At 62.3% G+C, this 24,784-nt stretch carries 26 protein-coding genes; 15 read left to right on the top strand and 11 right to left on the bottom strand.

Features of this window, described 5'->3' with window-relative positions; all coding sequences use genetic code 11:
* The first annotated feature begins 33 nt into the window (after window positions 1-33).
* The 4 genes from ABIE33_RS02595 to nadC all read left to right on the top strand — a co-directional run bounded on the left by ABIE33_RS02595 (window position 34) and on the right by nadC (window position 5,140).
* Window positions 34-1,272: an MFS transporter gene (locus tag ABIE33_RS02595; RefSeq protein WP_429121006.1), complete on the top strand. Its 1,239-nt coding sequence runs from the start codon at window positions 34-36 to the stop codon at window positions 1,270-1,272.
* A 169-nt stretch (window positions 1,273-1,441) separates the two neighbouring features.
* Window positions 1,442-2,521, top strand: coding sequence for a quinolinate synthase NadA (gene nadA, locus ABIE33_RS02590; RefSeq protein ID WP_429121004.1), 1,080 nt, complete (start codon window positions 1,442-1,444; stop codon window positions 2,519-2,521).
* Between the two features lie 55 nt (window positions 2,522-2,576).
* Complete coding sequence (locus ABIE33_RS02585; RefSeq protein ID WP_429121000.1) at window positions 2,577-4,175, top strand: L-aspartate oxidase; 1,599 nt, start codon at window positions 2,577-2,579, stop codon at window positions 4,173-4,175.
* A gap of 56 nt (window positions 4,176-4,231) precedes the next feature.
* Window positions 4,232-5,140, top strand: coding sequence for a carboxylating nicotinate-nucleotide diphosphorylase (nadC, locus tag ABIE33_RS02580; protein ID WP_429120997.1), 909 nt, complete (start codon window positions 4,232-4,234; stop codon window positions 5,138-5,140).
* Window positions 5,141-5,237: 97 nt separating this feature from the next.
* Here nadC and ABIE33_RS02575 read toward each other — a convergent pair whose 3' ends face one another.
* The 9 genes from ABIE33_RS02575 to ABIE33_RS02535 form a co-directional block, all read right to left on the bottom strand.
* Window positions 5,238-5,486, bottom strand: a complete 249-nt coding sequence (locus tag ABIE33_RS02575; protein WP_429120994.1) for a hypothetical protein — start codon at window positions 5,484-5,486, stop codon at window positions 5,238-5,240.
* Between the two features lie 246 nt (window positions 5,487-5,732).
* Window positions 5,733-6,728, bottom strand: a complete 996-nt coding sequence (locus ABIE33_RS02570) for an NUDIX hydrolase (protein WP_429120991.1) — start codon at window positions 6,726-6,728, stop codon at window positions 5,733-5,735.
* Window positions 6,715-7,254: a tyrosine phosphatase family protein gene (locus ABIE33_RS02565; protein WP_429120988.1), complete on the bottom strand. Its 540-nt coding sequence runs from the start codon at window positions 7,252-7,254 to the stop codon at window positions 6,715-6,717. The genes ABIE33_RS02570 and ABIE33_RS02565 overlap by 14 nt, the downstream gene beginning before the upstream one ends.
* 1 nt (window position 7,255) lies before the next feature.
* Entirely contained in the window at window positions 7,256-7,864 is a 609-nt protein-coding gene (locus ABIE33_RS02560) for a YfbR-like 5'-deoxynucleotidase (RefSeq protein WP_429120985.1), read from the bottom strand.
* The gene (locus tag ABIE33_RS02555) at window positions 7,861-8,706 is read right to left on the bottom strand and encodes a YgfZ/GcvT domain-containing protein (protein WP_429120982.1); all 846 of its coding nucleotides are present in this window, start codon (window positions 8,704-8,706) and stop codon (window positions 7,861-7,863) included. Before ABIE33_RS02555 ends, ABIE33_RS02560 begins: the two co-directional genes overlap by 4 nt.
* 341 nt (window positions 8,707-9,047) lie before the next feature.
* Window positions 9,048-9,818 (bottom strand): hypothetical protein, encoded by a 771-nt coding sequence (locus tag ABIE33_RS02550; protein ID WP_429120979.1) that lies wholly within the window; start codon window positions 9,816-9,818, stop codon window positions 9,048-9,050.
* 16 nt (window positions 9,819-9,834) lie between these two features.
* Complete coding sequence (locus ABIE33_RS02545; RefSeq protein ID WP_429120977.1) at window positions 9,835-10,104, bottom strand: hypothetical protein; 270 nt, start codon at window positions 10,102-10,104, stop codon at window positions 9,835-9,837.
* A gap of 159 nt (window positions 10,105-10,263) precedes the next feature.
* Window positions 10,264-10,716, bottom strand: coding sequence for a TIGR02301 family protein (locus ABIE33_RS02540; RefSeq protein ID WP_429123053.1), 453 nt, complete (start codon window positions 10,714-10,716; stop codon window positions 10,264-10,266).
* The gene (locus ABIE33_RS02535; protein WP_429123049.1) at window positions 10,716-11,186 is read right to left on the bottom strand and encodes an NUDIX hydrolase; all 471 of its coding nucleotides are present in this window, start codon (window positions 11,184-11,186) and stop codon (window positions 10,716-10,718) included. The genes ABIE33_RS02540 and ABIE33_RS02535 overlap by 1 nt, the downstream gene beginning before the upstream one ends.
* A 58-nt stretch (window positions 11,187-11,244) precedes the next feature.
* On the opposite strand from ABIE33_RS02535, the gene ABIE33_RS02530 reads away from it, so the two are divergent.
* Complete coding sequence (locus tag ABIE33_RS02530) at window positions 11,245-12,024, top strand: SOS response-associated peptidase (protein WP_429123046.1); 780 nt, start codon at window positions 11,245-11,247, stop codon at window positions 12,022-12,024.
* Between the two features lie 11 nt (window positions 12,025-12,035).
* On the opposite strand, the gene ABIE33_RS02525 is transcribed toward ABIE33_RS02530, so the two are convergent.
* Window positions 12,036-12,182: a hypothetical protein gene (locus tag ABIE33_RS02525; protein WP_429120974.1), complete on the bottom strand. Its 147-nt coding sequence runs from the start codon at window positions 12,180-12,182 to the stop codon at window positions 12,036-12,038.
* A gap of 418 nt (window positions 12,183-12,600) precedes the next feature.
* Here ABIE33_RS02525 and cysS point away from each other — a divergent pair, with 418 nt between their 5' ends.
* The 8 genes from cysS (at window position 12,601) to rarD (ending at window position 19,833) form a co-directional block, all read left to right on the top strand.
* Window positions 12,601-13,992 carry a cysteine--tRNA ligase gene (gene cysS / locus ABIE33_RS02520; RefSeq protein WP_429120971.1) on the top strand — a complete coding sequence of 464 codons (1,392 nt, stop codon included), beginning with the start codon at window positions 12,601-12,603 and terminating at the stop codon, window positions 13,990-13,992.
* A 110-nt stretch (window positions 13,993-14,102) separates the two neighbouring features.
* Window positions 14,103-14,498: a VOC family protein gene (locus ABIE33_RS02515; protein ID WP_429120968.1), complete on the top strand. Its 396-nt coding sequence runs from the start codon at window positions 14,103-14,105 to the stop codon at window positions 14,496-14,498.
* The gene (locus ABIE33_RS02510) at window positions 14,495-14,986 is read left to right on the top strand and encodes a GFA family protein (protein WP_429120965.1); all 492 of its coding nucleotides are present in this window, start codon (window positions 14,495-14,497) and stop codon (window positions 14,984-14,986) included. Before ABIE33_RS02515 ends, ABIE33_RS02510 begins: the two co-directional genes overlap by 4 nt.
* Complete coding sequence (locus ABIE33_RS02505; protein ID WP_429120962.1) at window positions 14,983-15,459, top strand: GFA family protein; 477 nt, start codon at window positions 14,983-14,985, stop codon at window positions 15,457-15,459. Before ABIE33_RS02510 ends, ABIE33_RS02505 begins: the two co-directional genes overlap by 4 nt.
* On the top strand, window positions 15,456-15,953 hold the full coding sequence (locus ABIE33_RS02500; RefSeq protein WP_429120960.1) for a GFA family protein: 498 nt from the start codon (window positions 15,456-15,458) through the stop codon (window positions 15,951-15,953). The genes ABIE33_RS02505 and ABIE33_RS02500 overlap by 4 nt, the downstream gene beginning before the upstream one ends.
* 2 nt (window positions 15,954-15,955) lie before the next feature.
* The gene (gene pip, locus ABIE33_RS02495; protein ID WP_429123043.1) at window positions 15,956-16,918 is read left to right on the top strand and encodes a prolyl aminopeptidase; all 963 of its coding nucleotides are present in this window, start codon (window positions 15,956-15,958) and stop codon (window positions 16,916-16,918) included.
* Window positions 16,919-16,944: 26 nt separating this feature from the next.
* Window positions 16,945-18,561, top strand: coding sequence for a citramalate synthase (cimA, locus tag ABIE33_RS02490; protein WP_429120958.1), 1,617 nt, complete (start codon window positions 16,945-16,947; stop codon window positions 18,559-18,561).
* A 333-nt stretch (window positions 18,562-18,894) separates the two neighbouring features.
* On the top strand, window positions 18,895-19,833 hold the full coding sequence (rarD, locus tag ABIE33_RS02485; RefSeq protein ID WP_429120955.1) for an EamA family transporter RarD: 939 nt from the start codon (window positions 18,895-18,897) through the stop codon (window positions 19,831-19,833).
* A gap of 180 nt (window positions 19,834-20,013) precedes the next feature.
* On the opposite strand, the gene ABIE33_RS02480 is transcribed toward rarD, so the two are convergent.
* The gene (locus tag ABIE33_RS02480; RefSeq protein WP_429120952.1) at window positions 20,014-20,634 is read right to left on the bottom strand and encodes a TIGR00730 family Rossman fold protein; all 621 of its coding nucleotides are present in this window, start codon (window positions 20,632-20,634) and stop codon (window positions 20,014-20,016) included.
* Between the two features lie 243 nt (window positions 20,635-20,877).
* Here ABIE33_RS02480 and ABIE33_RS02475 point away from each other — a divergent pair, with 243 nt between their 5' ends.
* Window positions 20,878-22,653, top strand: a complete 1,776-nt coding sequence (locus ABIE33_RS02475; RefSeq protein ID WP_429120950.1) for a LysM peptidoglycan-binding domain-containing protein — start codon at window positions 20,878-20,880, stop codon at window positions 22,651-22,653.
* A 202-nt stretch (window positions 22,654-22,855) separates the two neighbouring features.
* A complete protein-coding gene (locus ABIE33_RS02470; RefSeq protein ID WP_429120948.1) occupies window positions 22,856-24,766 on the top strand; it encodes an ABCB family ABC transporter ATP-binding protein/permease in 1,911 nt (636 codons plus the stop codon).
* The last annotated feature ends 18 nt before the right edge of the window (window positions 24,767-24,784 follow it).

The raw sequence follows: 24,784 nt of genomic DNA, 5'->3' as shown, positions 1-24,784 counted from the left end.
GTAGGATCGCCGCACCTCAATTGGAGAAGATCCATGTCCGTTGTATCCGGTGCAGCCGCACCGTCGAGCGCCCGCCGGGAAATGCCTTGGTTGATCATTGCGGCAGGCTCGATCGTTGCCATGCTCACTTTTGGTCCGCGCTCGGCAATGGGCTTCTTTCAGCTGCCGATGCTTGCCGATACCGGCTGGGACCGCACGACCTTCGGTCTGGCGATGGCGCTGCAAAATCTCTGCTGGGGCGTGAGTCAGCCGTTCTTCGGCGCGATCGCAGACAAGTTCGGCACCTGGCGCGTGCTGACCATGTCCGGTCTCCTCTACGCCTCGGGCCTCATCATCATGGCCCATGCCGATGCGCCGATCTGGCTGCATATCGGTGGTGGTGTGTTGATCGGCATGGCCGTGGGCTCCGGCTCGTTCGGCATTCTGCTCTCCGCATTCGCCCGTAACGTCACGCCGCATCAGCGCTCCATGGCCTTCGGTATCTGCACGGCGGCAGGGTCTGCCGGCATGTTCCTGTTCGCGCCTCTCAGCCAGGGGCTGATCTCCGCCTATGGCTGGTCCGACAGCCTTGTCTATCTGGGCATCCTGATGCTGCTCGTGCCGCTCTTTGCCATTCCGTTGCGTGGCAACTCGTCCTCCGGCATCCAATCCGAAGCGCAGTACAAGCAGTCGATCGGCGAGGCGATGAAGGAGGCGCTGGGACACAAGAGCTATCTCCTGCTGGTCTCGGGCTTCTTCGTCTGCGGCTATCAGGTGGCCTTCATCACCGCGCATTTCCCCGCCTATATCGGCGACATCGGCATCGACGCCCGATATGCGGTGATCGCGCTGGCGCTGATCGGGTTCTTCAACATCATCGGCTCGCTGTCGGCCGGCTTCATCGGCCAGCATTATTCCAAGCCCTATTTCCTGGCCTGGATCTACATTGCCCGGTCCGTGGCCGTCACCGCATTCCTGCTGCTGCCGCAATCACCGGCCTCGGTCATTATCTTTGCGATCGTTATGGGCCTGCTGTGGCTTTCGACCGTGCCGCCGACAAACGCCCTCGTTGTCATCATGTTCGGCACACGCCATCTCGGCCTGCTCCGCGGTATCGTCTTTCTCTCGCACCAGGTGGGTTCGTTCCTCGGCGTGTGGATGGGTGGCTACCTCTACGACCGCTTCGGTTCCTATGATCCGGTGTGGTGGCTCGGCGTGGCACTCGGCCTGTTTGCGGCCGTCGTTCACTGGCCAATCGAGGAGAAGGCCGTCCCCCGACCGGCCATGGCCTGACGAAATCTATGAACGGGACGTCGCGAAATGCGACGTTCCGTTCTTGAAATCTGTCACAAAACTTTCTAAATCAACCCATGCGGCTTTGCCGCTTTTGTTTTGGTTCAATTATGCTCAAGTTGAGCATAATTGAAGAGCCGCCCGAGAGAGGGGCGGAGAGGAGATCTCGATGACGCGCCTTGATTCCCACACGCAGGCCGTGGCGACCCCGGTTTTCGTAAGCGCCGCCCAGCGTTTCGGCATCATCGAAAGACCCGAGCTTGCCTTTACGCCCGCAGTCGCGCGCGAGACGGAGCACCTCTACGAAAAGGTCAAGGACTTCATTCCGGCGATCGAGTGGCCGGTCTATGCGCCCTATGTTCATGCCATCAATCGGCTGAAGAAGGAGCGCAACGCCGTCATCCTCGCGCATAACTACCAGACGCCGGACATCTTCCATTGTGTCGCCGATATCGTCGGCGACTCGCTGCAGCTTGCCCGCGATGCCAGCAAGGTCGATGCCGAGATCATCATCCAGTGCGGCGTTCACTTCATGGCTGAGACCTCCAAGCTGTTGAGCCCGGAAAAGACGGTGCTGATCCCGGACGGCAAGGCCGGCTGCTCGCTGTCGGAATCGATCACCGGTGCGGACGTGCGGCTGCTGAAACAGCGCTACCCCGGCGTTCCCGTCGTCACCTATGTCAACACCTCTGCCGACGTGAAGGCCGAAACCGACATCTGCTGCACCTCCTCTAACGTGCTTGCGGTCGTTGAGAGCTTCGCATCGGACACGGTCCTGTGCATCCCGGACGAATATCTGGCCATGAACGTCGCGCGCCAGACCAACAAGAAGATCCTGACCTGGAAGGGCCATTGCGAAGTGCACGAGCGCTTCACCGCCGCCGAACTGCTCGCCTACAAGGAAGCCAATCCGGGTATCGAGATCATCGGCCATCCTGAGTGCCATCCGGATGTAATCGCGGTTTGCGATTTCTCCGGCTCGACGTCGGGCATGATCAATTACGTCAAAGACAACCGCCCCTCGAAGGTGCTGCTCGTCACTGAATGCTCGATGGCATCGAACATCCAGGCCGAGATCGAGGGTGTCGAGTTCATCAAGCCCTGCAACCTCTGTCCGCACATGAAGCGTATCACGCTGCCGAAGATCCTCGACAGCCTGCTCACCATGACGGAAGAGGTTCTGGTCGATCCGGCGATCGCCGATCGGGCCCGCCTTGCAGTCGAACGCATGGTCAACCTCAAGCAATAACACCTGCCGGGCGAAAGGCCCGGCATACAAGCATGCGCTGGAGGAGAGCCGCACCATGCTGAGAGATCATTTTCGTCCGCAATCCTTCAACGGGATTGACGATATCGTCATCGTCGGCGGGGGCCTTGCAGGCCTCTTCTGTGCGCTGAAGCTCAGCCCCCGACCGGTGACCATTCTCGCCGCCGCACCGATCGGCCACGGTGCTTCGTCGGCCTGGGCGCAAGGCGGCATCGCGGCGGCGATGAGCGCCGGCGACACCTTCGAGAAACACGTCGCCGACACCTTGACGGCCGGGGCCGGCATCGTCGACGAGAAGATGACGCGCATGATGGTGGCCGAAGGCCCGGCGCGCATTCACGACCTCTTGGAATATGGCGTTCCCTTCGACCGCGATCTCGAAGGCAAGTTGATCCTGTCGCGCGAGGCCGCCCATTCGGAACGCCGCATCGTGCGCGTCAAGGGCGACATGGCCGGCAAGGCGATCATGGAAGCGCTGATCACGGCTGTGCGCAACACCCCGTCAATCCGCGTCATCGAAGGCTATGTGGTCGAAGAGTTGGTGCGCGAAGGCCGCTTCATTTCGGGCGTCATCGCTCGGCCGGATGCCGGCCAGTCGAAGAAGCGTGTTTCGTTCCCGGCTCGGGCCGTGGTTCTGTGCTCCGGTGGCATCGGCCACCTCTATGCGGTGACGACCAACCCCTGGGAAGCTTGCGGCCAGGGCCTCGGCATGGCGGCGCGGACAGGGGCGATCATTGCAGATCCGGAATTCGTGCAGTTTCATCCGACCGCCATCAACATCGGCAAGGACCCGGCGCCGCTTGCGACCGAGGCGTTGCGCGGCGACGGCGCTCAGCTCATCAACTCGGCTGGGCACCGCTTCATGCTCGACATTCACCCGGACGGCGAGCTTGCCCCGCGAGACATCGTCTCGCGCGGCGTCTTCGCCGAGGTCCAGGCCGGGCGCGGCGCGTTTCTCGATTGCACCAAGGCGGTCGGCAAGCATTTCCCGGACATGTTCCCGACGGTCTACGCCTCCTGCATCGGTGCCGGCATCGATCCGGTGACGCAGCCGATCCCGGTCGTGCCGGCGGTGCATTATCACATGGGCGGCGTTCTGACGGATGCCGAAGGTCGCACCTCAATCGACGGTCTTTGGGCGGCAGGCGAAGTGACGTCGACCGGCGTGCACGGCGCCAATCGCCTTGCTTCCAATTCGCTGCTTGAAGCGGTGGTCTTTGCCGCCCGCATCGCTGAGAACATCAAGGGTACCCTGCCGACGCCGCAGCTCACCCAATGGGGCGACAATGCCGGCGAAAACGACGACCCGGTCACGGTCGAAGACAGCCCGCAGCTCACGGTCCTGCGCGGTCTGATGAGCGATTGCGTCGGCGTCGTCAGGACGCGCGAGAGCCTGTTGCGGGCGATCCGCGAGATCTCGTCGCTTGAGCGCGACAATGCGCGTATGCGCTTCACCAACATCATCACCACCGCCAAGCTGATCGCAGTCGGCGCCCTTCGCCGCACCGAGAGCCGAGGCGGCCATTACCGTGCCGATTGCCCGTCGGAGCAGCCGGAATGGCGCCGCCGCACGTACCTGACGCTTGCCGAGGCGAACCGCCTGGCGGCCGAAGTCGCGGAAACCGAAACGGTCTGAGCATGACGACGCGCACGCGGTAGTAATTTGCGAATAATGACAGGAATAGCGACCAGATGACTGCAGCCCTCCGTCCCGAACTGCCCGCCCTCATGGTCGAGGATCAGGTCCGCGCCGCCTTGCTCGAAGATCTCGGTCGCGCCGGTGACATTACCACCTTGTCGACGATCGGGCCGGCGTTGACGGCAACGGCCGGCATGAACGCCCGCGATCCCGGGGTGATCGCCGGGCTCGAGCTGGCGCGCACGGCTTTTCGCCTCGTCGATCCGTCCATCGTCTTCGAGGCCTTGGTTTCGGACGGCGACCGCGTGGCACCGGGAGCGGCGATTGCTCGTATCTCCGGCCGCGCCCGTGGGCTTCTGTCGGCCGAGCGCGTCGGCCTGAATTTTCTTATGCATCTTTCGGGCATTGCCACCTACACCGCGAAATTTGCCGACGAGATCGCCCATACGCGCGCGAAGGTCTGCTGTACGCGCAAGACGATTCCCGGCCTGCGCGCGCTGGAGAAATACGCCGTGCGTCTCGGCGGTGGCTCTAACCATCGCTACGGTCTCGATGACGCCGTGCTGATCAAGGACAACCACATCGCCGTCTCCGGCGGCGTTGCCGGCGCCGTGCGCGCAGCGCGCGCCTATTGCGGCCATCTGGTCAAGATAGAGATCGAGGTCGATGGTCTCGACCAGATGCGCGAGGCGCTGACCGCCTCGCCCGACGTCATCCTGCTCGACAACATGGGCCCGGAGGGCCTGCGCGAAGCCGTGGCAGTCAATGCCGCCCATTGGCAGCTTGGCGCCGACGCCTACGCCGCCGACCCGCGGCGCACGCGCCTCGAAGCCTCCGGCAACGTCAAGATCGACACGGTCCGCGCCATCGCCGAGACCGGCGTCGACTATATCTCGACCTCCAAGATCACCATGGCTGCGCCGACGCTCGATATCGGGTTGGACGTTGCGATCAAACGCTAAAGTTCCGCGGCAAAGCTTGAAGCGCCCTGCGCAAATCCATGAACTGATTTCGGTTTAAGGCATTGTCCAGTGACCGCCCGCGCAACCGAAACCAGCGTTAGCGTTGCTGAATGAAGGGGCAGACGACACGCTGGTCGATGGTGATCTCCGTGCCGCAGTCATAGCGACAGATCTTGAACTGTCCTCGCCTATCCTGGCCATTGAGGTTGCAGATCGTCACCCCGGGCTGGCCGCCGCCAGTCGGGCTGTTTTTGAAATAGTCGGGAATCGCCTTGTTCCCCTGCGGGTTCGGCACGAGAGGCTGTTCGGTCAGCAGGCTGGTGAGCAGCGCAAGCGCAAGCAGCATGTGTTCTTCCTTCGAACCATTTCCAGCAAAAGTGCGGAGCGTTCTTCCTCCGGGAAATGCGTGAAAACAAGGAGTTATAGCTTTTCTATGACTCTCTTTCACCCTGGCCGGAACATAGCCCGCACGCTATCCACTTGAAGCAATGTAGCGCGTAGGCGTCGAAATGTTAGGCGTGAACCCGCACTTTAAACCGCGCCAGCCAATTGATCGCCAGCATAACGCCCCGATCGCTTCCGCTGAAGCGTTTTATGCGGAGGATGAGCGGCCGCCCACCTTCAGGCCGGGCGCGGGCCGCTCGTCGAGGATCTGGCGACGGAAGCGGAAGAGTGCGGCCGGCCTTCCGCCGGTCGATGCCAGCGTCATGCCGGTTGGCTCGACCAGTTCCGCGCCTTCGACCAGGCGTCGAAAATTCTGTTTGTGCAGGTGGCGGCCGGAAATGGCCTCCACGGTTGCCTGCAGATCGGTGAGGGTGAATTCGGGCGGCATCAGTTCGAAAATGACCGGCCGATATTTGATCTTGCCGCGCAGGCGGGCAATTGCGGTGGCGACGATGCGGCGGTGATCATGGCGCATGGCCTGCCCGGCAGCAGGGTTGTCCTGCTCCCGGCTGCGGCCGTCGATCACCGCCTCGCGCACGAGGCCTGCCTCGTAGAGCAACTCGTAACGCTCCAGCACCCGTTCTTCGTCCCAGGGGAAGTCGTCGAGGCCGAAGGCAAGCCGGATGCGTGCGCGTCGCTGCGCATTTGGCGCCATGCGCTCGTCGTCCGACGTGCCAAGCTCCCACCGAGAGAGTGCGGGCAAAATCACTTGGTCGAGGATGGCAGGGCGGCCCTGCCGCCAATCCTCCCACGGCAGGTAACCGTACCAGTCGCGCCAGTGCGCGCCCGCCTCGGCCAGCCGCTCCGTGTTTTCGGTATCGGTTTGCGTCAAGGCGAGATAGCCGACCGAGACCATGTGCTTGCCTTCTTCGCCCGGCAGCCGCTGACGCCCGCGGTCGCCAAAGGTGTAGAGCTGCTCGATATAGCCGAGCTTGAGCGCCGTGCGTTTTTCCACGCGGTCACGCAGGCTGGTCTCGAAGGTGCGGTGAAGCGCAGGGTCGAAGGGGCCGAAGGGCAGGCTGTCCCTCGCGTCGCCATCCGCCTCGTTGACGGCCAGGATGCGCGGGCTGCGGTTGACGACGGCAACGATGGCCGCGTTGAGACCGATTTCGACAGTGACTGCCTGCATCTCAGTCACCAACATTGGCTCCCTCGGCAACAAGCGGCAGCACGAACGGAACATTGCCGTCCGTGTCGGCACCGCGGCCGATCGAGCGTACGGCAGCGACCAGCCGCCCGCTGCGCGACAAGACAGCGTCGCCGATTTCGACAAGCCGGGTGTTCGGAGTCGCATAGGGCGAGGCCAGCCTCAGCCGCTCGACCAGCTCCCGGTCGTCCTGCTCGGGCTCCACCGCAAGTGCAGCGATGAGGGCGGCAGCCGGTGATCTCGAAACGCCCATCCAGCAATGAACGAGCATCGGGCGTGTGCGGTCCCAGCCTTTGGCGAAGGCGACGATCTGCTGCACATGCTCTTCCTGCGGGGCGATGAGCCCGCCGGTACCGGCAAAGCTGATATCGTTCATCCCGAGCGTCAGGTGGCGTGCCTTGGCGATGACGGCCGGACGGTGAAAGTCCTGGCCCTTGGCAACAAGGCTCAGCATTTCGGTGCAGCCGTGGCGTGCGGCCATCTCGGCGATGCGGGCAAGCGGCGACACGACTATCCGGGACATCTCAGGCATCCACCTTCGCAGCGGCGCGTTCCGTCTCGAGCGTGGCGAAACGTTCGGTAAACAGGCGTTGGGCCTCGATGGCCGGCAAGGGGTCGATCAGCAGGCTGTCGCGGGTGATGCCGCGCGGCTGCCCGAAGAACTTGCGGGCTTCCTCCGTCGAGAAGCCGGCAAGCGCAGTCGCCTCGTAATAGGCGGCAACATGGTCTGCTTTCTTGATCCGGTCCTTCAGCTCCTTCGAGCAATGGGCAGGCAGGCCGAAGCGCAAATGGATGGCGCTTTCCAGCCGCTTCTCGACCAGCTTGTAGCCGCCGCCGACCACGGCCTTGAAGGGAGAGATCATGTCACCGATCACATATTCCGGCGCGTCGTGCAGGAGTGCGAACAGGCAGTCGTCGGCGTTGCACTTGTAGCTGCGGCGAAAGATATCCTCGACGATGAGGCTGTGCTGGGCGACGGAGAAGGCGTGGTCGCCGGCCGTCTGGCCGTTCCAACGGGCAACGCGGGCAAGGCCGTGGGCGATGTCGCTGATCTCGACATCGAGCGGCGATGGGTCGAGCAGGTCGAGCCGCCGGCCGGAAAGCATGCGCTGCCAGGCGCGCGCCGACGTCACGCGCTTGCCTCGTCGGCGGTGGTTGGGAAGGCAAGCCCCGTCCATGCCGGCAGGGTCAACGTCACAGTCACGCCGCCGGCGAGCAGGTTGACGCCATTGGCCATCGCTTCGCCGGCCTTGTCGATGCGCACGATCGCCAGGGCCGATGTGCCGTGCACCGTACCGAGCGTGCCGATCGGCTTGCCATCAGCTGTTATCGCCGTGCCGCTCGGCGGCAGCGCCGATGCGCCGGCGACAATCACCACGCGACGGCGCGGTGTGCCGCGGTGTTGCATGCGCGAAACCACTTCCTGGCCGACATAGCAGCCCTTGCGGAAGGAGAGAGCGTCGTTCTTGTCCATTAGTACATCGTGCGGGAAGGCATCCTGCAGCGCATAATCAGGGCCGGAATCGGCAATGCCGGAGACGATCCGGAGTTGGTCGAGGTCGGCGGCGGACGCCGCATCCGTCTCAGCTTCCCCATAGGAGCGAAACACCGCGGCGCCGGCCTTCTCGAAGCGGTGATCGCGGTAACCGCTCGCCTGCGGCTCATTAAAGGCGATGACAGTGGGCGTCGATGTGTCCAGTGAAAGGGTCACTGCCGAGCGCAGCTTGTACATCGTCAGCCGCTTCAGAAGCGCTTCGGCCTGATCGGCAGTGGTTTCCAGCCTTAAGGCGTCGCCGTCGCGAGAAATCATGAAATCGAACAGGATCTTGCCTTGCGGCGTCAGCAGCGCTCCGGGTCTCGCCTCATCAGGGGCGAGGGCATCGAGATCGGTGGTGATCAACCCCTGGAGAAGATCTTCCGCATCCTTGCCGGAAACGGAGACGATCGCGCGGTCGTCGAGGCGAACTCTGGGCATGGCTCGAATCCTATTCACATTGCCGAACAGGTAGGATGTTCAGGGATGAACGGCAAGCGTGTCGCCGGCGCTTAGAGCGCTTCATCTTTAAGCGGAAGCGATTCTGTTGGCTCAAAACGGCCGTTCCACACGAAGGATGGCGCGGAGCGATGCGGATCCATCGGGCAAGCCATCCGACACAGTGGGCGGCCGTTTTCAGCCAACCCGAAGGGCCGGATGAATTTCGGCCATTACCGGCGGCGGCCGTCTTGACCGCAGCTTCTGCTGCGCTCTTCGCCAGCCGCCTTGGTCCTGGCCGAAATTCCTTCCGGCAGAATGCTCCTGTTTAAAGACGGAGCGCTCTAGTCGCCGGCGATAAAAAATTTCCACTTCCCGTCGGGCATGATGCCGACACGGTAGAAGTTGTAGCTGCCGAATTCTTCCATGTCGGCAAAATCGCCCGCCGTCACCAGCCGGAAGAGATCGACTTTTTCCGGCGCGGTCAGCGAAGCCAGCGGCTTTTCGGCGAAATAGGGCCAGACATAGGCTTCCTGCGGCGTACCCTTCTCGACCTGGACGAAGCCGGTCGAAAGCACGTCGAGCAGGATCGCCAGGATCTCAACGCCGTCCTGGTCGCCCGACAGGCTTTTCAGGATCGCGATTGGATCTTCGTCGGCGTTGACGCCGGTGACCTGGGTTTGGGTTGGGCCCTTGCCGAGCAGCGGTCGCAGCCGCTCGATATCGCCGGAGGCGGCGGCCTCGACGATCAGTTCGCGCATGCGCGCCACGGGCGCCGGTATCTTGGAAACGTCGCTCAGGACTTCGACCGGCTCGACCGTCTTCGGCTCTTCGGCGGCCTGATCTTCCTTCGTGATCGTCACCGTCTTTTTGATCAGCGGGTCCGGCATCGGGATTTCGAGCGGGAGCTTTTCTTCCTGATCCGGTTCGTCATCCACAGGTTCGGCTGGCGGAGGGGTGGTGTTCTGGTCGCTCGCGACTGCTTTGGGTTCGTCCTGCAACTCGCTGAGCGCGAATGCGGGCGACGTCGTAACCGGAACGCTCAGCGCGACACCGGCCAGAAGCAGCGTAACAAGGCGAACCGGAGAGGTCCGGTTGGCATGGTTCCGGCTCATAAGGGCAGTCCTGATGTTACTGAAGCGAGCGTTGGGGCGAAAATTCACCGGCGAGCATGCGCTCGCGAAGCGAATTGAGCATCGCTTCCGCACCTTCTTCACCATGAAGCCGAACGGTTTCCCGCATGGCTAGAGCGATGGCCGCATCGGCGATGATTTCTGGCTCGATGCCATCAGCCATGCCGTCCGCCCAGGCCTCGCTCTGGTGTTCCAGCGCTGCCTGCATTTTCTCGTGGACGATCATGTCATCGATGTCGGTCAGGCTTGGTTCCATCATTCGTTCCATGCGACTTCCATTGCTGCAAGTGGCTCACTTTAACGTCGTCTGGCTGAACCTCAACTGAACGACTGTGACCCGGTTGTCACTTCTTACCACTCTCTTAACGAACTTAGCAGCCTTTTCCCGAAACGACACGGGGTCGTGAGAAAAGAGGTTAATTTATTGCTAATTTCCAAAGCGAGCGACGATTTCTGACGCAAGTGTTGCTCCTTCGGCACGATATCGCTGTTCCGCGACGATCGCCGGCTGCGTGCAGGTCGTGTAGACTGAGGCGAAGGTGCGATACCCCCGGTTGAAGGCGGCGGTCATCCGCTCGCGCCTTTTTTCTTCGTTGGCCGTTTCCTTGTCGATCAGCTCCTGCATCGAGCGCCGCCAGACATCTTCGGGCTCCTTGACGCAGAGATTGCGCAGATAGTGAACCGATCCGAGAACCTCGGCGAGGCGAATCAGTCGTTGGTCGTATGGCGTCGGCTTCTCCTCGACGACAGCGGGGGCGGGCGCTTGTTCCTGCGTCTTGTCCTGCGGCGGTGCCGCAGTTTTCTGCGCCGCCGCGGCCGTCGCCGTGGCGAGCAGCACTGTTGTCACGCTCAGGCGGATGATGGTCGGGCCGAATGTCATCATCCCATCAAGTCCGAATCGGCGGCTGTTTCAAGGCGTCCGCCCGACTTTGCGTTTGTCGCACTGTGGGCCGCCAGTTTTTCCACGCATTCGCGAACGCTGTCGGGAATGGGAAGCGCAAAGATCTCGTCCGGCGTGAACCAGCCGAGGCCCGCCGCGTCGTCGCCGGCAACGGCGACAGCCGTCGGGTTCGACTGTGCCCGGAAGACGGAGAGGAAGAAATGCCGTCCTTCCGATTCCTTGCCCGGCAGATCGTAGGTTTCGAACAGCACGGGGGTGTGGGCGTGGATGCCTGTCTCTTCCTGCAGTTCGCGAAGGGCCGTCTGCTCTGGGGTCTCACCCGGCTCGGCCCGGCCGCCCGGAAAGGCGTACATGTCGGCCGACGGCGGATTGGCGCGTCGCACCAAGAGGTAGCGGCCATCGCGTTCGAGAATGACGGAGGAGGCGAGTTCGGGCAGTTTCGGCATGATGGAATCAATTTCGATCGGTATCGTTGACCCATCCTACGTGAAGTGCCACATCCATGTCATGTGCGGACGTTTTGCGCTGACGGCGACGGCTGAAGAACTGATGGAGCTGTTCGGCTTGCTGGAAAGCGATGACTTTCCGGCGCGCTTCAATATTGCGCCGACGCAGCCGATCATCGTCGTGGTCGCCGCAGACCGAGCTGGGCCGGGAAGCAACCTGCCGGAGCGCAGGGCCCTTCTCGTCCGCTGGGGGTTCACGCCCGGCTGGGTCAAGGACCCCAGGGATTTTCCGCTGCTGATCAATGCCCGCGCCGAGACGGCAATCGAAAAGGCGTCGTTTCGCGCCGCGATGCGGCACCGGCGCGTGCTGGTCCCGGCATCGGGCTTCTATGAATGGCATCGCCCGGCAAAGGGCAGCGGCGAGGCTTCGCAGGCCTACTGGATCCGTCCACGCAAGGGCGGCATCGTCGCCTTTGCCGGCCTGATGGAGACTTGGTCTTCCGCCGACGGCTCCGAAGTCGACACTGCCGCAGTCTTAACGACCAGCGCCAATCCGGCCATCGCCCCCATTCACGACCGCATGCCGGTCGTGATCCAGCCGGAAGATTTCGCCCGCTGGCTGGACTGCAAGACGCAGGAGCCGCGCGACGTCCTCGATCTGATGGTGCCGGCTTCGGAGGACTTTTTCGAAGCGATCCCCGTATCCGACAAGGTCAACAAGGTGGCCAATGCGGGGGCCGATATTCAGGAGGCGGTCATCCCGCAGTTGGCGCCGAAAGCGCCCGCGAAGGACGACAAGAACGGGGACAGGCCCGACGACGGGCAGATGTCCCTGTTCTGATCTGTCGGGCGTTACGCCGGCTGCTTCTTAAGCTTGGCGGCGGGCTTTGCCTTCACCTGCAGGGCAGCGGCCAGCACGGCCTTGAGGCCGAGCGGACGGTACTGTTGAACCAGATCGGCGGAAGTCTTGGCGATATCGGTGGTCTTGGCAGTCTGCACGTGCATGCACTCCTCGATGCTTTCCCTGGACCGGAAACTCCTCGCTCTCGCTTGCTTAGGCGACAACGACGCTCCTCCTCATTTCTCCGGAGACAGGAATCGCGGTGCAGGGCCAAGCTGCACGACGAATCTCTTTCCCGCGTGGCGATCCCAGATAAGCCAAATCATGACAAATCCATGACGATGCCTCCGCTTGAATAGTTGGCTGTGCTTCGCATGCCGCTGGCCACTTGACCGGCGCCATGCGAAGCGCGATAAGTGTGGCCATGAAAACGGTTACCTGCATTATCTGCCGGAAGATTATTCGCTAGCGCTTCGCTGGCCTGGCCGTTTTCGTCTCCCGAAATCCAAGATGACAAACGCGCGGGCCTCCCGGGCGCCGTATTTCTGACGGTCGCATGCGTATTGGAGATTTGGAATGGGCGGAGTGCCGACACTTAAGCTGTACAACACGCTGACGCGGGAGAAGGTCGATTTCCGGCCGATCGATCCCGACAACGTCCGCATGTATGTCTGCGGCCCGACCGTCTATGATTACGCCCATATCGGCAATGCGCGTCCGGTCATCGTCTTCGATATCCTGTTCCGGCTGCTGCGCCATGTCTATGGCCCGCAGAAGGTCACCTATGTTCGCAACATCACCGACGTCGACGACAAGATCAACGCGCGGGCCTTGCGCGATTATCCCGGCCTGCCGTTGAACGAGGCGATCCGGCATGTGACCGAGAAGACCGAGACGCAGTTCCTCGAAGACGCCAAGTCGCTCGGCTGCCTTGACCCTGACATCCAGCCGCGCGCGACCGACAACATTCCTCAGATGATTGACATCATCGACAAGCTGATTGCCAAGGGCCATGCCTACAAGGCAGGTGGCGAGGTGCTGTTCGATACCAAATCGATGCCGGACTACGGGCAGCTTTCCAAGCGCAATCTCGACGAACAGCAGGCCGGCGCCCGCGTCGCCGTCGAGGCGCACAAGAAACACCCGGGCGATTTCGTGCTCTGGAAACTCTCGGCCGACAACGAACCGGGCTGGCACAGCCCGTGGGGCAGGGGCCGTCCGGGCTGGCACATCGAGTGCTCGGCCATGAGCGGGCGTTATCTGGGCGAAGTCTTCGATATTCACGGCGGCGGGCTCGATCTCATCTTCCCGCACCACGAGAACGAGATTGCCCAGTCGCGTTGCGCCCATGGCACGGACGTGATGGCGAATGTCTGGATGCACAACGGCTTCCTGCAGGTCGAAGGCCGCAAGATGTCGAAGTCCGAAGGCAACTTCGTCACCATCTACGAGCTGCTGCACACCGAAAAGTTCGGCGGTCGGAAATGGCCGGGCGACGTGCTGCGCCTTGCGATGCTGATGACCCACTATCGCGAGCCGATCGATTTCTCGATCAAGCGCCTCGAGGAGGCCGAGCATCTGCTGTCGAAATGGCCGGTGCCGGGCGATGCCAAGGGCGAGGTCGATCCGGCCATCGTCGCGGCACTGTCCGACGACTTGAACACAGTGGCCGCCGTTCAGGCGCTGCATGCGCTGGCTCAAAAAACTGCCAGCGATCCGAGCCTGAGGGGAAACTTTGCCGCAAGCGCATCGCTGCTCGGCATCGTGCCGCAGGCAGTCGAACTCGACGAGGCCGTCGTGCACGAGGTCGATGGCCGCGTGCGCGCACGTCTCGAATTGCTGAAGGCCAGGGACTTCGCTGCGGCCGACAGGATCCGTGACGATCTGCTCGCCCAGGGCATCCAGTTGAAGGACGGCAAGGATCCGGCGACCGGCGAACGTGTGACGACCTGGGAAGTGAAGCGGTGAAGGCGGCCTGCCGTCCCCTATTGCCCCTGGAAGCCGATGGTCTCCGGGCAGGGGACGGCGGTCGCAGCCTGGCGGCATGAGGAAAGGCGGATGAAGGAGGAGTTCGTGCAATGATCGATCATACTAGCATCTCGGTTGCGGATTTCGACAGGGCGAAGTCGTTCTACGACAGCGCATTCGCCCCGCTTGGAGCATCCTTCCTGATGATAGTGCCGGCCGAACATACCGGCGGTGTCAAGGTCGGCGGCTACGGTCGTGAACGTCCGGTCTTCTGGCTGCATGAGGCCGTCGCGGGCCCGGGGCGGCACTATGCTTTCACCGCTCGCAGCCGCAGCGAAGTCGATGCCTTCTACGACGCGGCCCTGTCTGCCGGCGGCCGCGACAATGGCAGGCCGGGACTGCGCCCGCACTACCACCCGGATTATTATGCCGCCTTCGTCTTCGATCCCGACGGCAACAATATCGAGGCAGTCTGTCATGCGCGGCCTGAGGAGGCGTTGCGATGAGCCTCGACAACAGACCATATCATACCGGCGGCTGCCAATGCGGTGCCGTGCGCTTCCGCGTCGAGGGCGTGCTCGGTGATGCTTCCGTCTGCCATTGCCGCATGTGCCAGAAGGCGAGCGGAAACTTCTATTTACCGCTGGTGTCCGTGCGTAAAGCCACCGTCACCTGGACGCGCGGCGAGCGCAAATGTTTCCAGTCGTCCAACCTCGGCTGGCGTGGCTTTTGCGGCGACTGCGGCACGCCGCTGACCTATGAGGCGCCCGATGGCATGGCATTGGCGATCGCCGCCTTCGATGAGCCTCAGGGGATTGTTCCGACGATCCAGTGGGGCATCGAGGCTAAGCTGCCCTATGTCGACAAGGTGCACTCGCTTCCGGGCGAGGAGACGCTGGCCGATGCCGACGCTGTTGCGTTCCTTGCCGACCTCGTTTCCTACCAGCATCCTGATCACGACACCGAAACCTGGCCCCCGGAGGACAAAAGATGACGGAGACTGTTCGAACAGGCGGGTGCCAATGCGGTGCGGTGCGTTTCCGCATTCGGGGACAGCTCGGCCGTCCGTCGATCTGCCATTGCCGCATGTGCCAGAAGCAGTTCGGCTCCTTCTTCTCGGCCCTGGTGACGGCGCCGAAGGATGGCGTCGAGTGGACACGCGACGAACCGAGCTATTTCCAATCTTCGGTCAATATCGATCGCGGTTTCTGCCCGAAATGCGGCACGCCGATGATCTACCGCCATCCCGGCGGCATCGAGATCGCCATCGGCACCTTCGACGACCGCAGCGATCTGGCGCCGCAGATCCAGGTTAATTATGCCTCGCGGCTTCCCTGGGTCGAGACCATCTTCGACCAGCCGGCGCTGACGGATCCGGATTTCTATAGCCGGCAGGAGAGCATCATTTCCTTCCAGCACCCCGATCACGAGACCGAGCAATGGCACGAACCGGGAGCGTTCAAATGACGATTTCGCGCATCTTTACCGGCGGCTGCCAATGCGGGGCGGTCCGCTACCGCGCCGAAGGCGTGCTGGCGGATGCGCATATCTGTCACTGTCGGATGTGCCAGAAGGCGGCCGGCAATTATTTCATGCCGCTCGCCAACATTGCGCGCGACAAATTTGACATTACCCGCGGACAAGCATCCTGGTTCCGCTCGTCCCATCTGGTGCGCCGCGGCTTCTGCCATGATTGCGGAACGCCGCTCTTCTATGACATGCCGGATGAGGACTTCCTCAACATCGTGCTCGGCTCGCTCGACGATCCGGACGATCTGCCGCCGGTTTATCAGTCGGGGGTGGAATCGCGCATGGTGTGGTTCTCGCGGCTTGCGAAACTTCCCGAGAGGCAGACCGACGACGGCAGCGAGCTTTCCGCCACCCGGCATCTGCTCGTGCTCGAAACAAACCGCCAGCATCCCGATTACGATACGGTGCACTGGCCACCGATGAAAGACTGATGATGACTGCTGAATTGCGTACGCTCTCCCCGGAAATCGAACCCTATGCGTCGGGCCACCTCGACGTCGGCGACGGTCATTCGGTCTATTGGGAACGGGTGGGAACACCGGGCGCAAAGCCGGCGGTGTTCCTGCATGGCGGGCCGGGCGGCACGATCTCGCCCAACCATCGCCGGCTGTTCGACCCCAGCCTCTACGACGTGACGCTGTTCGACCAGCGCGGTTGCGGCAAGTCGACGCCGCATGCGGAGATCGAAGCCAACACCACCTGGCACCTCGTCGCCGATATCGAACGTCTGCGCGAGATGGCAGGGGCTGAGAAGTGGCTGGTGTTCGGCGGGTCCTGGGGGTCGACCCTTGCGCTTGCCTATGCGGAGAAACACCCGGAGCGGGTCACGGAGCTGGTGCTTCGCGGCATCTATACCCTGACCAAAGCGGAACTCGACTGGTACTATCAGTTCGGCGTCTCCGAGATGTTTCCGGACAAATGGGAGCGTTTCATCGCACCGATCCCGGAGAATGAGCGCCACGAGATGATGCACGCCTATCACCGGCGGCTGACCAGCGATGACCGGGCGACGCGGCTTGCGGCGGCCAAAAGCTGGAGCATCTGGGAAGGCGAGACGATTACGCTGCTGCCGGAGCTGTCGACCAGCGGCCGGTTCGAAGAGGACGAATTCGCCGATGCCTTTGCCCGCATCGAGAACCACTTCTTCGTCAATGCCGGCTGGATGGAGGATGGCCAGTTGCTGCGGGACGCCCATCGTCTGCACGGCATCCCCGGCGTGATCGTCCAGGGCCGCTACGACATGCCGTGCCCGGCCAAATATGCCTGGCAATTGCACAAGGCCTGGCCCGAGGCGGAGTTCCACCTGATCGAGGGGGCAGGGCATGCCTATTCCGAGCCGGGTATTCTCGACCGGCTGATCCGCGCCGCCGACAAGTTCGCAGGCAAGACCGAATAACGACTGAGCATTATTGGAAACGAGCCATGACCAGGGAACGCATCTACCTCTTCGACACGACGCTACGGGACGGGCAACAGACGCCCGGCATCGACTTTTCCGTCGAGGACAAGATTGCGATTACCACGCTGCTCGACGATTTCGGCATGGACTATGTCGAAGGCGGTTATCCCGGTGCCAATCCCACCGACACGGAGTTCTTCAAGCGCAAGCGCACGAAGAAGGCATCCTTCGTCGCCTTCGGCATGACCAAGCGCGCCGGCGTTTCCGCCTCGAACGACCCGGGCCTTGCGGCCCTGCTCGAAGCAAGGACCGACGCGATCTGTCTCGTGGCCAAAAGCTGGGATTACCACGTGGCGGTGGCGCTCGGCTGTTCCAATGAGGAAAACCTCGACAACATCCAGGCGTCCGTCGCAGCCGTCGTCGGTGCCGGCCGCGAGGCTATGGTCGACTGCGAGCATTTCTTCGACGGCTACAAGGCCAACCCCGCCTATGCGCTTGCCTGTGCGAAAACCGCCTTCGAAGCGGGCGCACGCTGGATCGTGCTTTGCGATACCAATGGCGGCACACAGCCGCACGAAGTGCGCGAGATCGTTTCGGCGGTCATCGCCGCCGGTGTGCCCGGCGCCAATCTCGGCATCCACGCCCATAACGACACGGGCCAGGCGATTGCCAATTCGCTCGCCGCCGTCGAGGCCGGCGTCCGCCAGATACAGGGAACGCTGAACGGTATCGGCGAGCGCTGCGGCAATGCCAATCTGGTGACGCTGATCCCCACTCTGGCGCTGAAGGATATCTATTCGAGCCGATTCGAAACGGCGATCGATGCCGACCGCCTGCAGGAGTTGACGAAGCTCTCGCACGCCTTCGATGAGCTTTTGAACCGCTCGCCCGACATGCAGGCGCCCTATGTCGGTGCCTCGGCCTTTGCCACCAAGGCCGGCATTCACGCCTCGGCACTTCTGAAGGATCCGCGCACGTATGAGCACATCGCTCCCGAAAGTGTCGGCAATCTGCGCAAGGTCATGGTGTCCGACCAGGGCGGCAAGGCGAATTTCATCAACGCGCTGAAGCGCCGCGGCATCGTGGTCGGCAAGGACGATCCCAAGCTCGACAAGTTGATCGCGATCGTCAAGGAGCGTGAAGCGACCGGCTACGCCTATGAGGGCGCCGATGCGAGTTTTGCGCTTCTGGCCAGCCGCATCCTCGGAACGGTGCCAGATTTCTTCCACGTCGAAAGCTTCCGGGTGATGGTCGAACGCCGCTTCGACGCCAACGGCCAGCTGAAAACCGTGTCGGAAGCGGTCGTCCGGGTCATCGTCGATGGCGAAACCATGATGTCCGTTGCCGAGGGCCACGGCCCGGTCAATGCGCTCGATCTGGCGCTGCGCAAGGATCTCGGCAAGTACCAGTCCGAGATCGAAGACCTGGAGCTTGCGGACTACAAGGTTCGTATCCTCAACGGCGGAACCGAGGCGATCACGCGCGTTCTGATCGAGTCGACCGATGGCACGGGCGCGCGCTGGTGGACAGTGGGCGTCTCCGACAACATTATCGATGCCTCGTTCCAGGCGCTGATGGATAGCATCATTTTCAAGCTCCTGAAGAATCGCGATCATGTCGGGTTGATCGCCGCCGAATAGCGCGCCGTGCCGTGCAGAAAGGTCAGGCCGCGCCCGTGACCGGAGCGGTCCTGCCTAAAGTATGAGCAAAATTCACCATCCGTTCACGGAAATGAATTGGTGCATTGATGGTCATTGGAGTACGACGCCTCATGGAAGGCGTTCGTCGGCCGAAAAGGCTGCGCCTTTGACTAGAGCATTTCCAGGAAAAATGCGGAGCGGTTTTCCGCCGGGAGATGCGTAAAACAAAGAGATAGAGCGTTTCTGCGATTCCGTCCAAAACGGAAACGCTCTAGGACCGGAGCGGGCGTCATTGCCCCGATAGCCTCCGGCGAATACATCAGGAAAAATGTCATGGCCGAGCCGAACGCGAAAGTACCCGCAGAAAACACCGATTCCGCCAAAGGCTTTGCCTTTGCGCTCACGGCCTATCTGCTTTGGGGATTTCTGCCTTTCTTCATGAAGGCGATCGCTCATATCCCGGCGCCGGAAGTGGTTGCGCACCGCATTGTCTGGTCGGTTCCGCTCGCGGGCCTCGTGCTGGTCTGGCTTGGGCGCACGGAAGACGTCAAGGTCGCCCTTCGTTCACCACGCATGTTGCGCATGGCGGCTCTCACGGCCGTGCTCATCACCATCAATTGGGGCATCTATGTCTGGGCGATCGGTGCCGGCCGGGCGATCGAGACGGCACTCGGCTATTACATCAATCCGCTGTTTTCGATCTTCCTCGGCGCACTGCTGTTGAAGGAAAAGCCGAGCCCGGCGCAGATGGTGGCGATCGCGCTGGCCGCTGCCGCCGTTGGCGTCCTTGCCTTCGATGCCGGCGGTCTGCCCTGGGTGTCGATCGGGCTCTGCCTCTCCTGGGGTTTCTATGCCTTTTTCCGCAAGACGCTGCCGATTGGTCCGAACCAGGGTTTCTTCCTAGAAGTGCTGCTGCTCAGCATCCCGGCGATCGGCTACATCATCTGGCTCGAGGCCACCGGCCAGGGACATTTCGGCGATACCGGCATGGCCGATGTGCTCTGGCTGATGTCCTGCGGCATTGTTACCGCCATTCCGCTGATGATCTATGCCAACGGCGCGAAGCTGCTGCGGCTCTCGACCATCGGCATCATGCAGTACATCGCTCCGACGATGATCTTCCTGATCGCCGTCTTTGTCTTCCACGAGCCTTTCGGCACGGCAAAGCTGATCGCTTTCGCGCTGATCTGGGGAGCCCTCGTCATCTATTCCGGCGCCATGCTGGCGCAGAGCCGTGCCCGTCGGGCGGAGCAGGTCAGTCCGGCCGAGTAAAGGCTAGGCAGGAATGGAAAAGGTGCGCCCGGCAGGCGCGCCTTTTTTGATTCTGGGGAGTAAAACGATCGGCGTCTAGAGGCGCGCCGCGATCTCCAGGATTCGCTGGCTGCGCTTTAAGCTCTTGTTCTTGCGCATGTCGTTATCGCAAAACCGCTGCGCACTTTTGCGCGACATGCTTTAGAGGCGCGAGATGATTTCGGCTTCGCCTTCGCGGCCGTTTGCGCCGTTGGCCGCGGCAAGGATCGCGGGCACGATATCCTCGGCCTTCTCCACGACAAGCGGCTGGACGAGGTGGGCGGTGTGAACGAAGCCTTCAGCGCGCATGTGCTGCAGCAGATCCAGCATCGGTTTCCAGAAATCGTTCATGTTGCCGAAGACCATCGGCTTGCGGTGACGCCCGAGCTGCGCCCAGGTCATGATCTCGACGATCTCTTCGAGCGTGCCGATGCCGCCAGGCAGGGCGACAAAGGCGTCCGCCCGCTCGAACATGGTGTGCTTGCGCTCATGCATGTCTGCGGTGACGATCAGTTCGTTGAGCTGGCCGAGGGAATGGCGCGTCGCTTCCTTGTCCATCAGGAATTCCGGGATGATGCCAGTGACCTCGCCGCCATTGGAAAGCACGCCGCTTGCGACCGCTCCCATGATGCCGCGCGTGCCGCCTCCATAGACCAGACGCAGGCCGTGGTCGGCGATCGAGCGGCCGAGCGCGCGGCCGGCTTCCATGTAAATCGGGTCGCACCCCGGCTGTGAGCCGCAGTAGACGCAGATGGATCGAATCGTGCTGATTTCAGTGTTCATCCGGTCAAAAAACATTGCAGCGCAGCAAGGGTCAAGAAAAATGAGGGGAAAGCTTGGTTCACGGCACTTGCAACAAGGGCGGCTTCTTGTTTGCTAGTCTAGGAAACGCTAGCAATTTCAGGGATCGATTGAAGAAATTGGGCGGGTAGCTCGCAGTTGCGCTATAATGATAGTGCAAGCCCCGCGCCTTAGGCCGATGAGAGGGCATGCGCGGAGCGTCGCTCCGCTCCTGTGGAGAGTGGCATGATCAAGAACAAGGCCGGCTGGGTGGCCCTTACTGTCCTTGCGGCAGCAACAGCGTTGATGGTTTTTGTAGTTCAACCGAATTTGCGTGGCGGCAAGGAAGCGTCGGCCGATGGCACGGCAAACGCTCCGGCCCAAACCGGCGAAGCCGCATCGTCGAACGGCGGGCCTCAGCCTACTCCGGGCGCGGCGAAGTCCGGTGACGCCACCAAAATGGTGGAGCCGCAACAGGCGGCAAGCGCCGCTGGCGCGAAACAACCGGCCGAGGATGCATCCATTCCCGGTTTTGACGTCGTGCGCGTCGAACCCGATGGTTCGACCGTTGTTGCCGGCCACGCCTCACCGGGCTCCAAGCTCGAAATCCTCAACGGCACGACGGTTGTCGGAACAGCCGATGTCGGCGTGACCGGCGATTTCGCCGCCGTCTTCGACAAGCCTCTTCCGGCCGGGGACTACCAGCTGACCCTGCGCGCTGTCGGCGAAGATGGAGTTGCCAAGAATTCGCAAGAGGTCGCAACGGTTTCCGTACCAAAGGACCCGACCGGCCAACTGCTTGCCATGGTCTCTAAGCCCGGCACGGCCAGCCGGCTGCTCACCACGCCTGACGCCCTGGCGGGCGCTGCGCAGACGGCTGACGCGCCTGCTTCGCAGGCGCCTGCGGCGACATCCGCCGACGTGGCGTCTGCAACGCCGCAGACGACGAGCGACGCAACGGCGGCAAAGCCGAACGGCGCTGCAGGGCTGCAGGTGACCGCCGTCGAGATCGAGGGCGCCAAGATGTTCGTCGCCGGTAGTGCAAAGCCGGGTGCCCTTGTTCGCATCTACGCGGACGACAAGCTGCTCGGCGAAATGAAGGCGGATGACAAGGGCCACTTTGTCGTAGACGGTCAGATCGACCTTTCGGTCGGCAGCCACATCATCCGTGCAGATATGTTGAGCGAGGACGCAAGCAAGGTCGTGATGCGCGCATCGGTGCCCTTCGACCGCCCAGCCGGTAGCCAGGTCGCTGCCGTTGCCGGTCCGGTTTCGGCCGCCGCTACGGCCGGCCTCGACGGGCTGCGCGCCGAAGCCGGCAAGGCGCTGGCGCTGCTGAAGGGACTTTTCTCCAACGGCAAGGTGCCGACGGGCGAGCAACTCGCGGCAGCACGCTCTGCAAGCGAATTTTCGCTCAAGTCGCTGGCCGACTTCAGGCTGACCGACAATTCTGACCAGGCATTGGCCGATGAAGTTGCGCGGACAGCAAAGGCTGCAGCCGATGCGCTTGCCGTGCTGAAGGATGCCCCGCAGGATGCCTCGAGCGTCGCTGCAGCCTTGACCAAGGTTGAAGCCTCGGTCGGTGCGATTCTCGCCGAACGCGGCAGTGTCACACCGGCGGTTGCTGCTGCGGCACAGCCCGCCGCATCGGGCGAGGTCGCGGAGGCTTCCGGCGCGTCGAAGGTCAAGGGTGCCGGTAGCGAGATCGCCATTGATGTCGCCGCGGCGCAACCTTCCATGGCCTCCACTGCAACGCAGGCCCAGCCGGAAACGGTGGAGCAAGCGCCGCTGAAGGAAAGCAAGAGTTCGGTGATCATCCGTCGCGGCGATACGCTCTGGCAGATCTCACGGCGTGTCTATGGCGCGGGCCTCCGCTACACCACGATCTATCTGGCCAACCAGGCGCAGATCGAAAACCCCGACCGCATCCGTCCGGGCCAGGTCTTCGGCGTTCCCGATCAGGCACTTTCCGATGAGGAATCGCGGGAAATTCACAAGAAGCATATGAAACACGAACAATAGGCTGCTTATCGGCGCGCAATCGCATTGCGGTGGTGTCGACGGAGACCTATCTGTCAAATAAGGCGGCGTCTTCAACGAGACGCCGCTTTTCATTGGATGGTGACGATGTGCCCCGACGTCCTTGCCCAAGGTTCGAGGCGCGGAGCCGTAATAGCGCGACGCCGGTGGATTGGCATGACTGTCGGCCTGTGTTTGCGAAAGAATGAAGGCGGATCAAGACGTGGCACCTCAGAACCAGACGAAAACGATTTCCGCCGATACGAGCAACCCGTTTCGCACCATCGTCAACCTGTGGCCCTATATGTGGCCTTCGGATCGGGCTGATCTGAAGCTTCGGGTCGTCTGGGCAACGATCATTCTGGTGATTGCCAAGGTCGTCCTGATCCTCGTTCCCTATTTCTTCAAGTGGGCGACGGATGCGCTGAACAACAAGCCGGATGCACTGGGCTTCCTGCCGCAGTTCCTGAGCGGCGCGGTCATGCTCGTGCTTGCTTATAATCTCGCGCGCCTGCTGCAGGCGGGGCTCAACCAGTTGCGCGACGCGCTGTTTGCCAGCGTTGGGCAGCATGCGGTCAGGCAACTCGCCTACAAGACCTTCGTCCACATGCACCAGCTGTCGCTGCGCTTTCATCTGGAGCGGCGCACCGGCGGTCTGTCACGCGTGATCGAGCGCGGCACCAAGGGCATCGAGACCATCGTCCGCTTCACCATCCTGAACAGCGTTCCGACGCTGATCGAGTTTTTGCTGACCGCCGTGATCTTCTGGTGGGGCTATGGTTTCAGCTACCTGCTGGTCACGGCCATCACCGTCTCGCTCTATATCTGGTTTACGGTCAAGGCGAGCGACTGGCGCATCGCCATCCGCCGCTCCATGAACGACAGCGACACCGACGCCAATACCAAGGCGATCGACTCGCTCTTGAACTTCGAGACCGTCAAATATTTCGGCAATGAAGAGATGGAAGCCAAGCGCTTCGACAGATCGATGGAGCGCTACGAGAAGGCGGCGACCCAGGTCTGGACGTCGCTCGGCTGGCTCAACTTCGGCCAGGCGATGATTTTTGGTGCTGGCACGGCCGTCATGATGATCATGTCCGCGCTTGCGGTGCAGCGCGGCGAGCAGACACTCGGGGACTTCGTCTTCATCAATGCCATGCTGATCCAGCTTGCCATTCCGCTCAATTTCATCGGCTTCGTCTATCGCGAAATCCGTCAGGGCCTCACCGATATCGAACACATGTTCGATTTGCTCGACGTAGAAGCCGAAGTGGTCGACCGCCCGGATGCACGACAGCTCGCCATTGCCAACGGCGCCATCGCTTTCAAGGACGTGCACTTCGCCTATGATGCGGCGCGACCGATCCTGAAGGGCATCAGCTTCGAGGTGCCCGCCGGCAAGACCGTTGCAGTCGTCGGCCCTTCCGGGGCCGGTAAATCGACGCTGTCGCGGCTCCTCTATCGCTTCTACGACGTGCAGCAGGGCACGATCACCATCGACGGGCAGGACGTGCGCCATGTCACGCAGAAGAGCCTGCGCGCCGTGATCGGCATGGTGCCGCAGGATACGGTGCTGTTCAATGACACCATCGCCTACAACATTCGCTACGGGCGCGTCTCGGCGAGCGAGGAGGAGGTCGTCGCTGCGGCGGAGGCAGCGCAGATTGCCACCTTCATCCAGTCGCTTCCCGAAGGTTTCCAGGCGATGGTCGGCGAGCGCGGGCTCAAGCTTTCGGGCGGCGAGAAACAGCGCGTCGCCATCGCCCGCACGATCCTGAAGGCACCGCCGATCCTCATCCTCGATGAGGCGACTTCCGCGCTCGACACCCGCACGGAGCAGGAAATCCAGTCGGCGCTCGACGTCGTTTCCCGCAACCGCACGACGCTGGTCATCGCGCACCGGCTTTCGACGGTAATCAATGCCGATGAGATCATCGTGCTCAAGGACGGCGTTATCGCCGAACGCGGCACGCACGGGGAACTGATCGATCGCGACGGACTTTATGCTTCCATGTGGAGCCGCCAGCGTGAGGCGACCCAGGCGGAAGAGCAATTGAAGCGTGTGCGCGAGAGCGACGACCTCGGTATCGTCACGCGCGGCGAACCGGCCGTATGACGGCCATGTCTTGTAGCT

The sequence above is a fragment of the Ensifer sp. 4252 genome (assembly GCF_050434565.1).
In the GTDB taxonomy this organism is placed as follows: Bacteria; Pseudomonadota; Alphaproteobacteria; order Rhizobiales; family Rhizobiaceae; genus Ensifer.
This window is presented reverse-complemented; position numbering and strand designations above follow the sequence as displayed.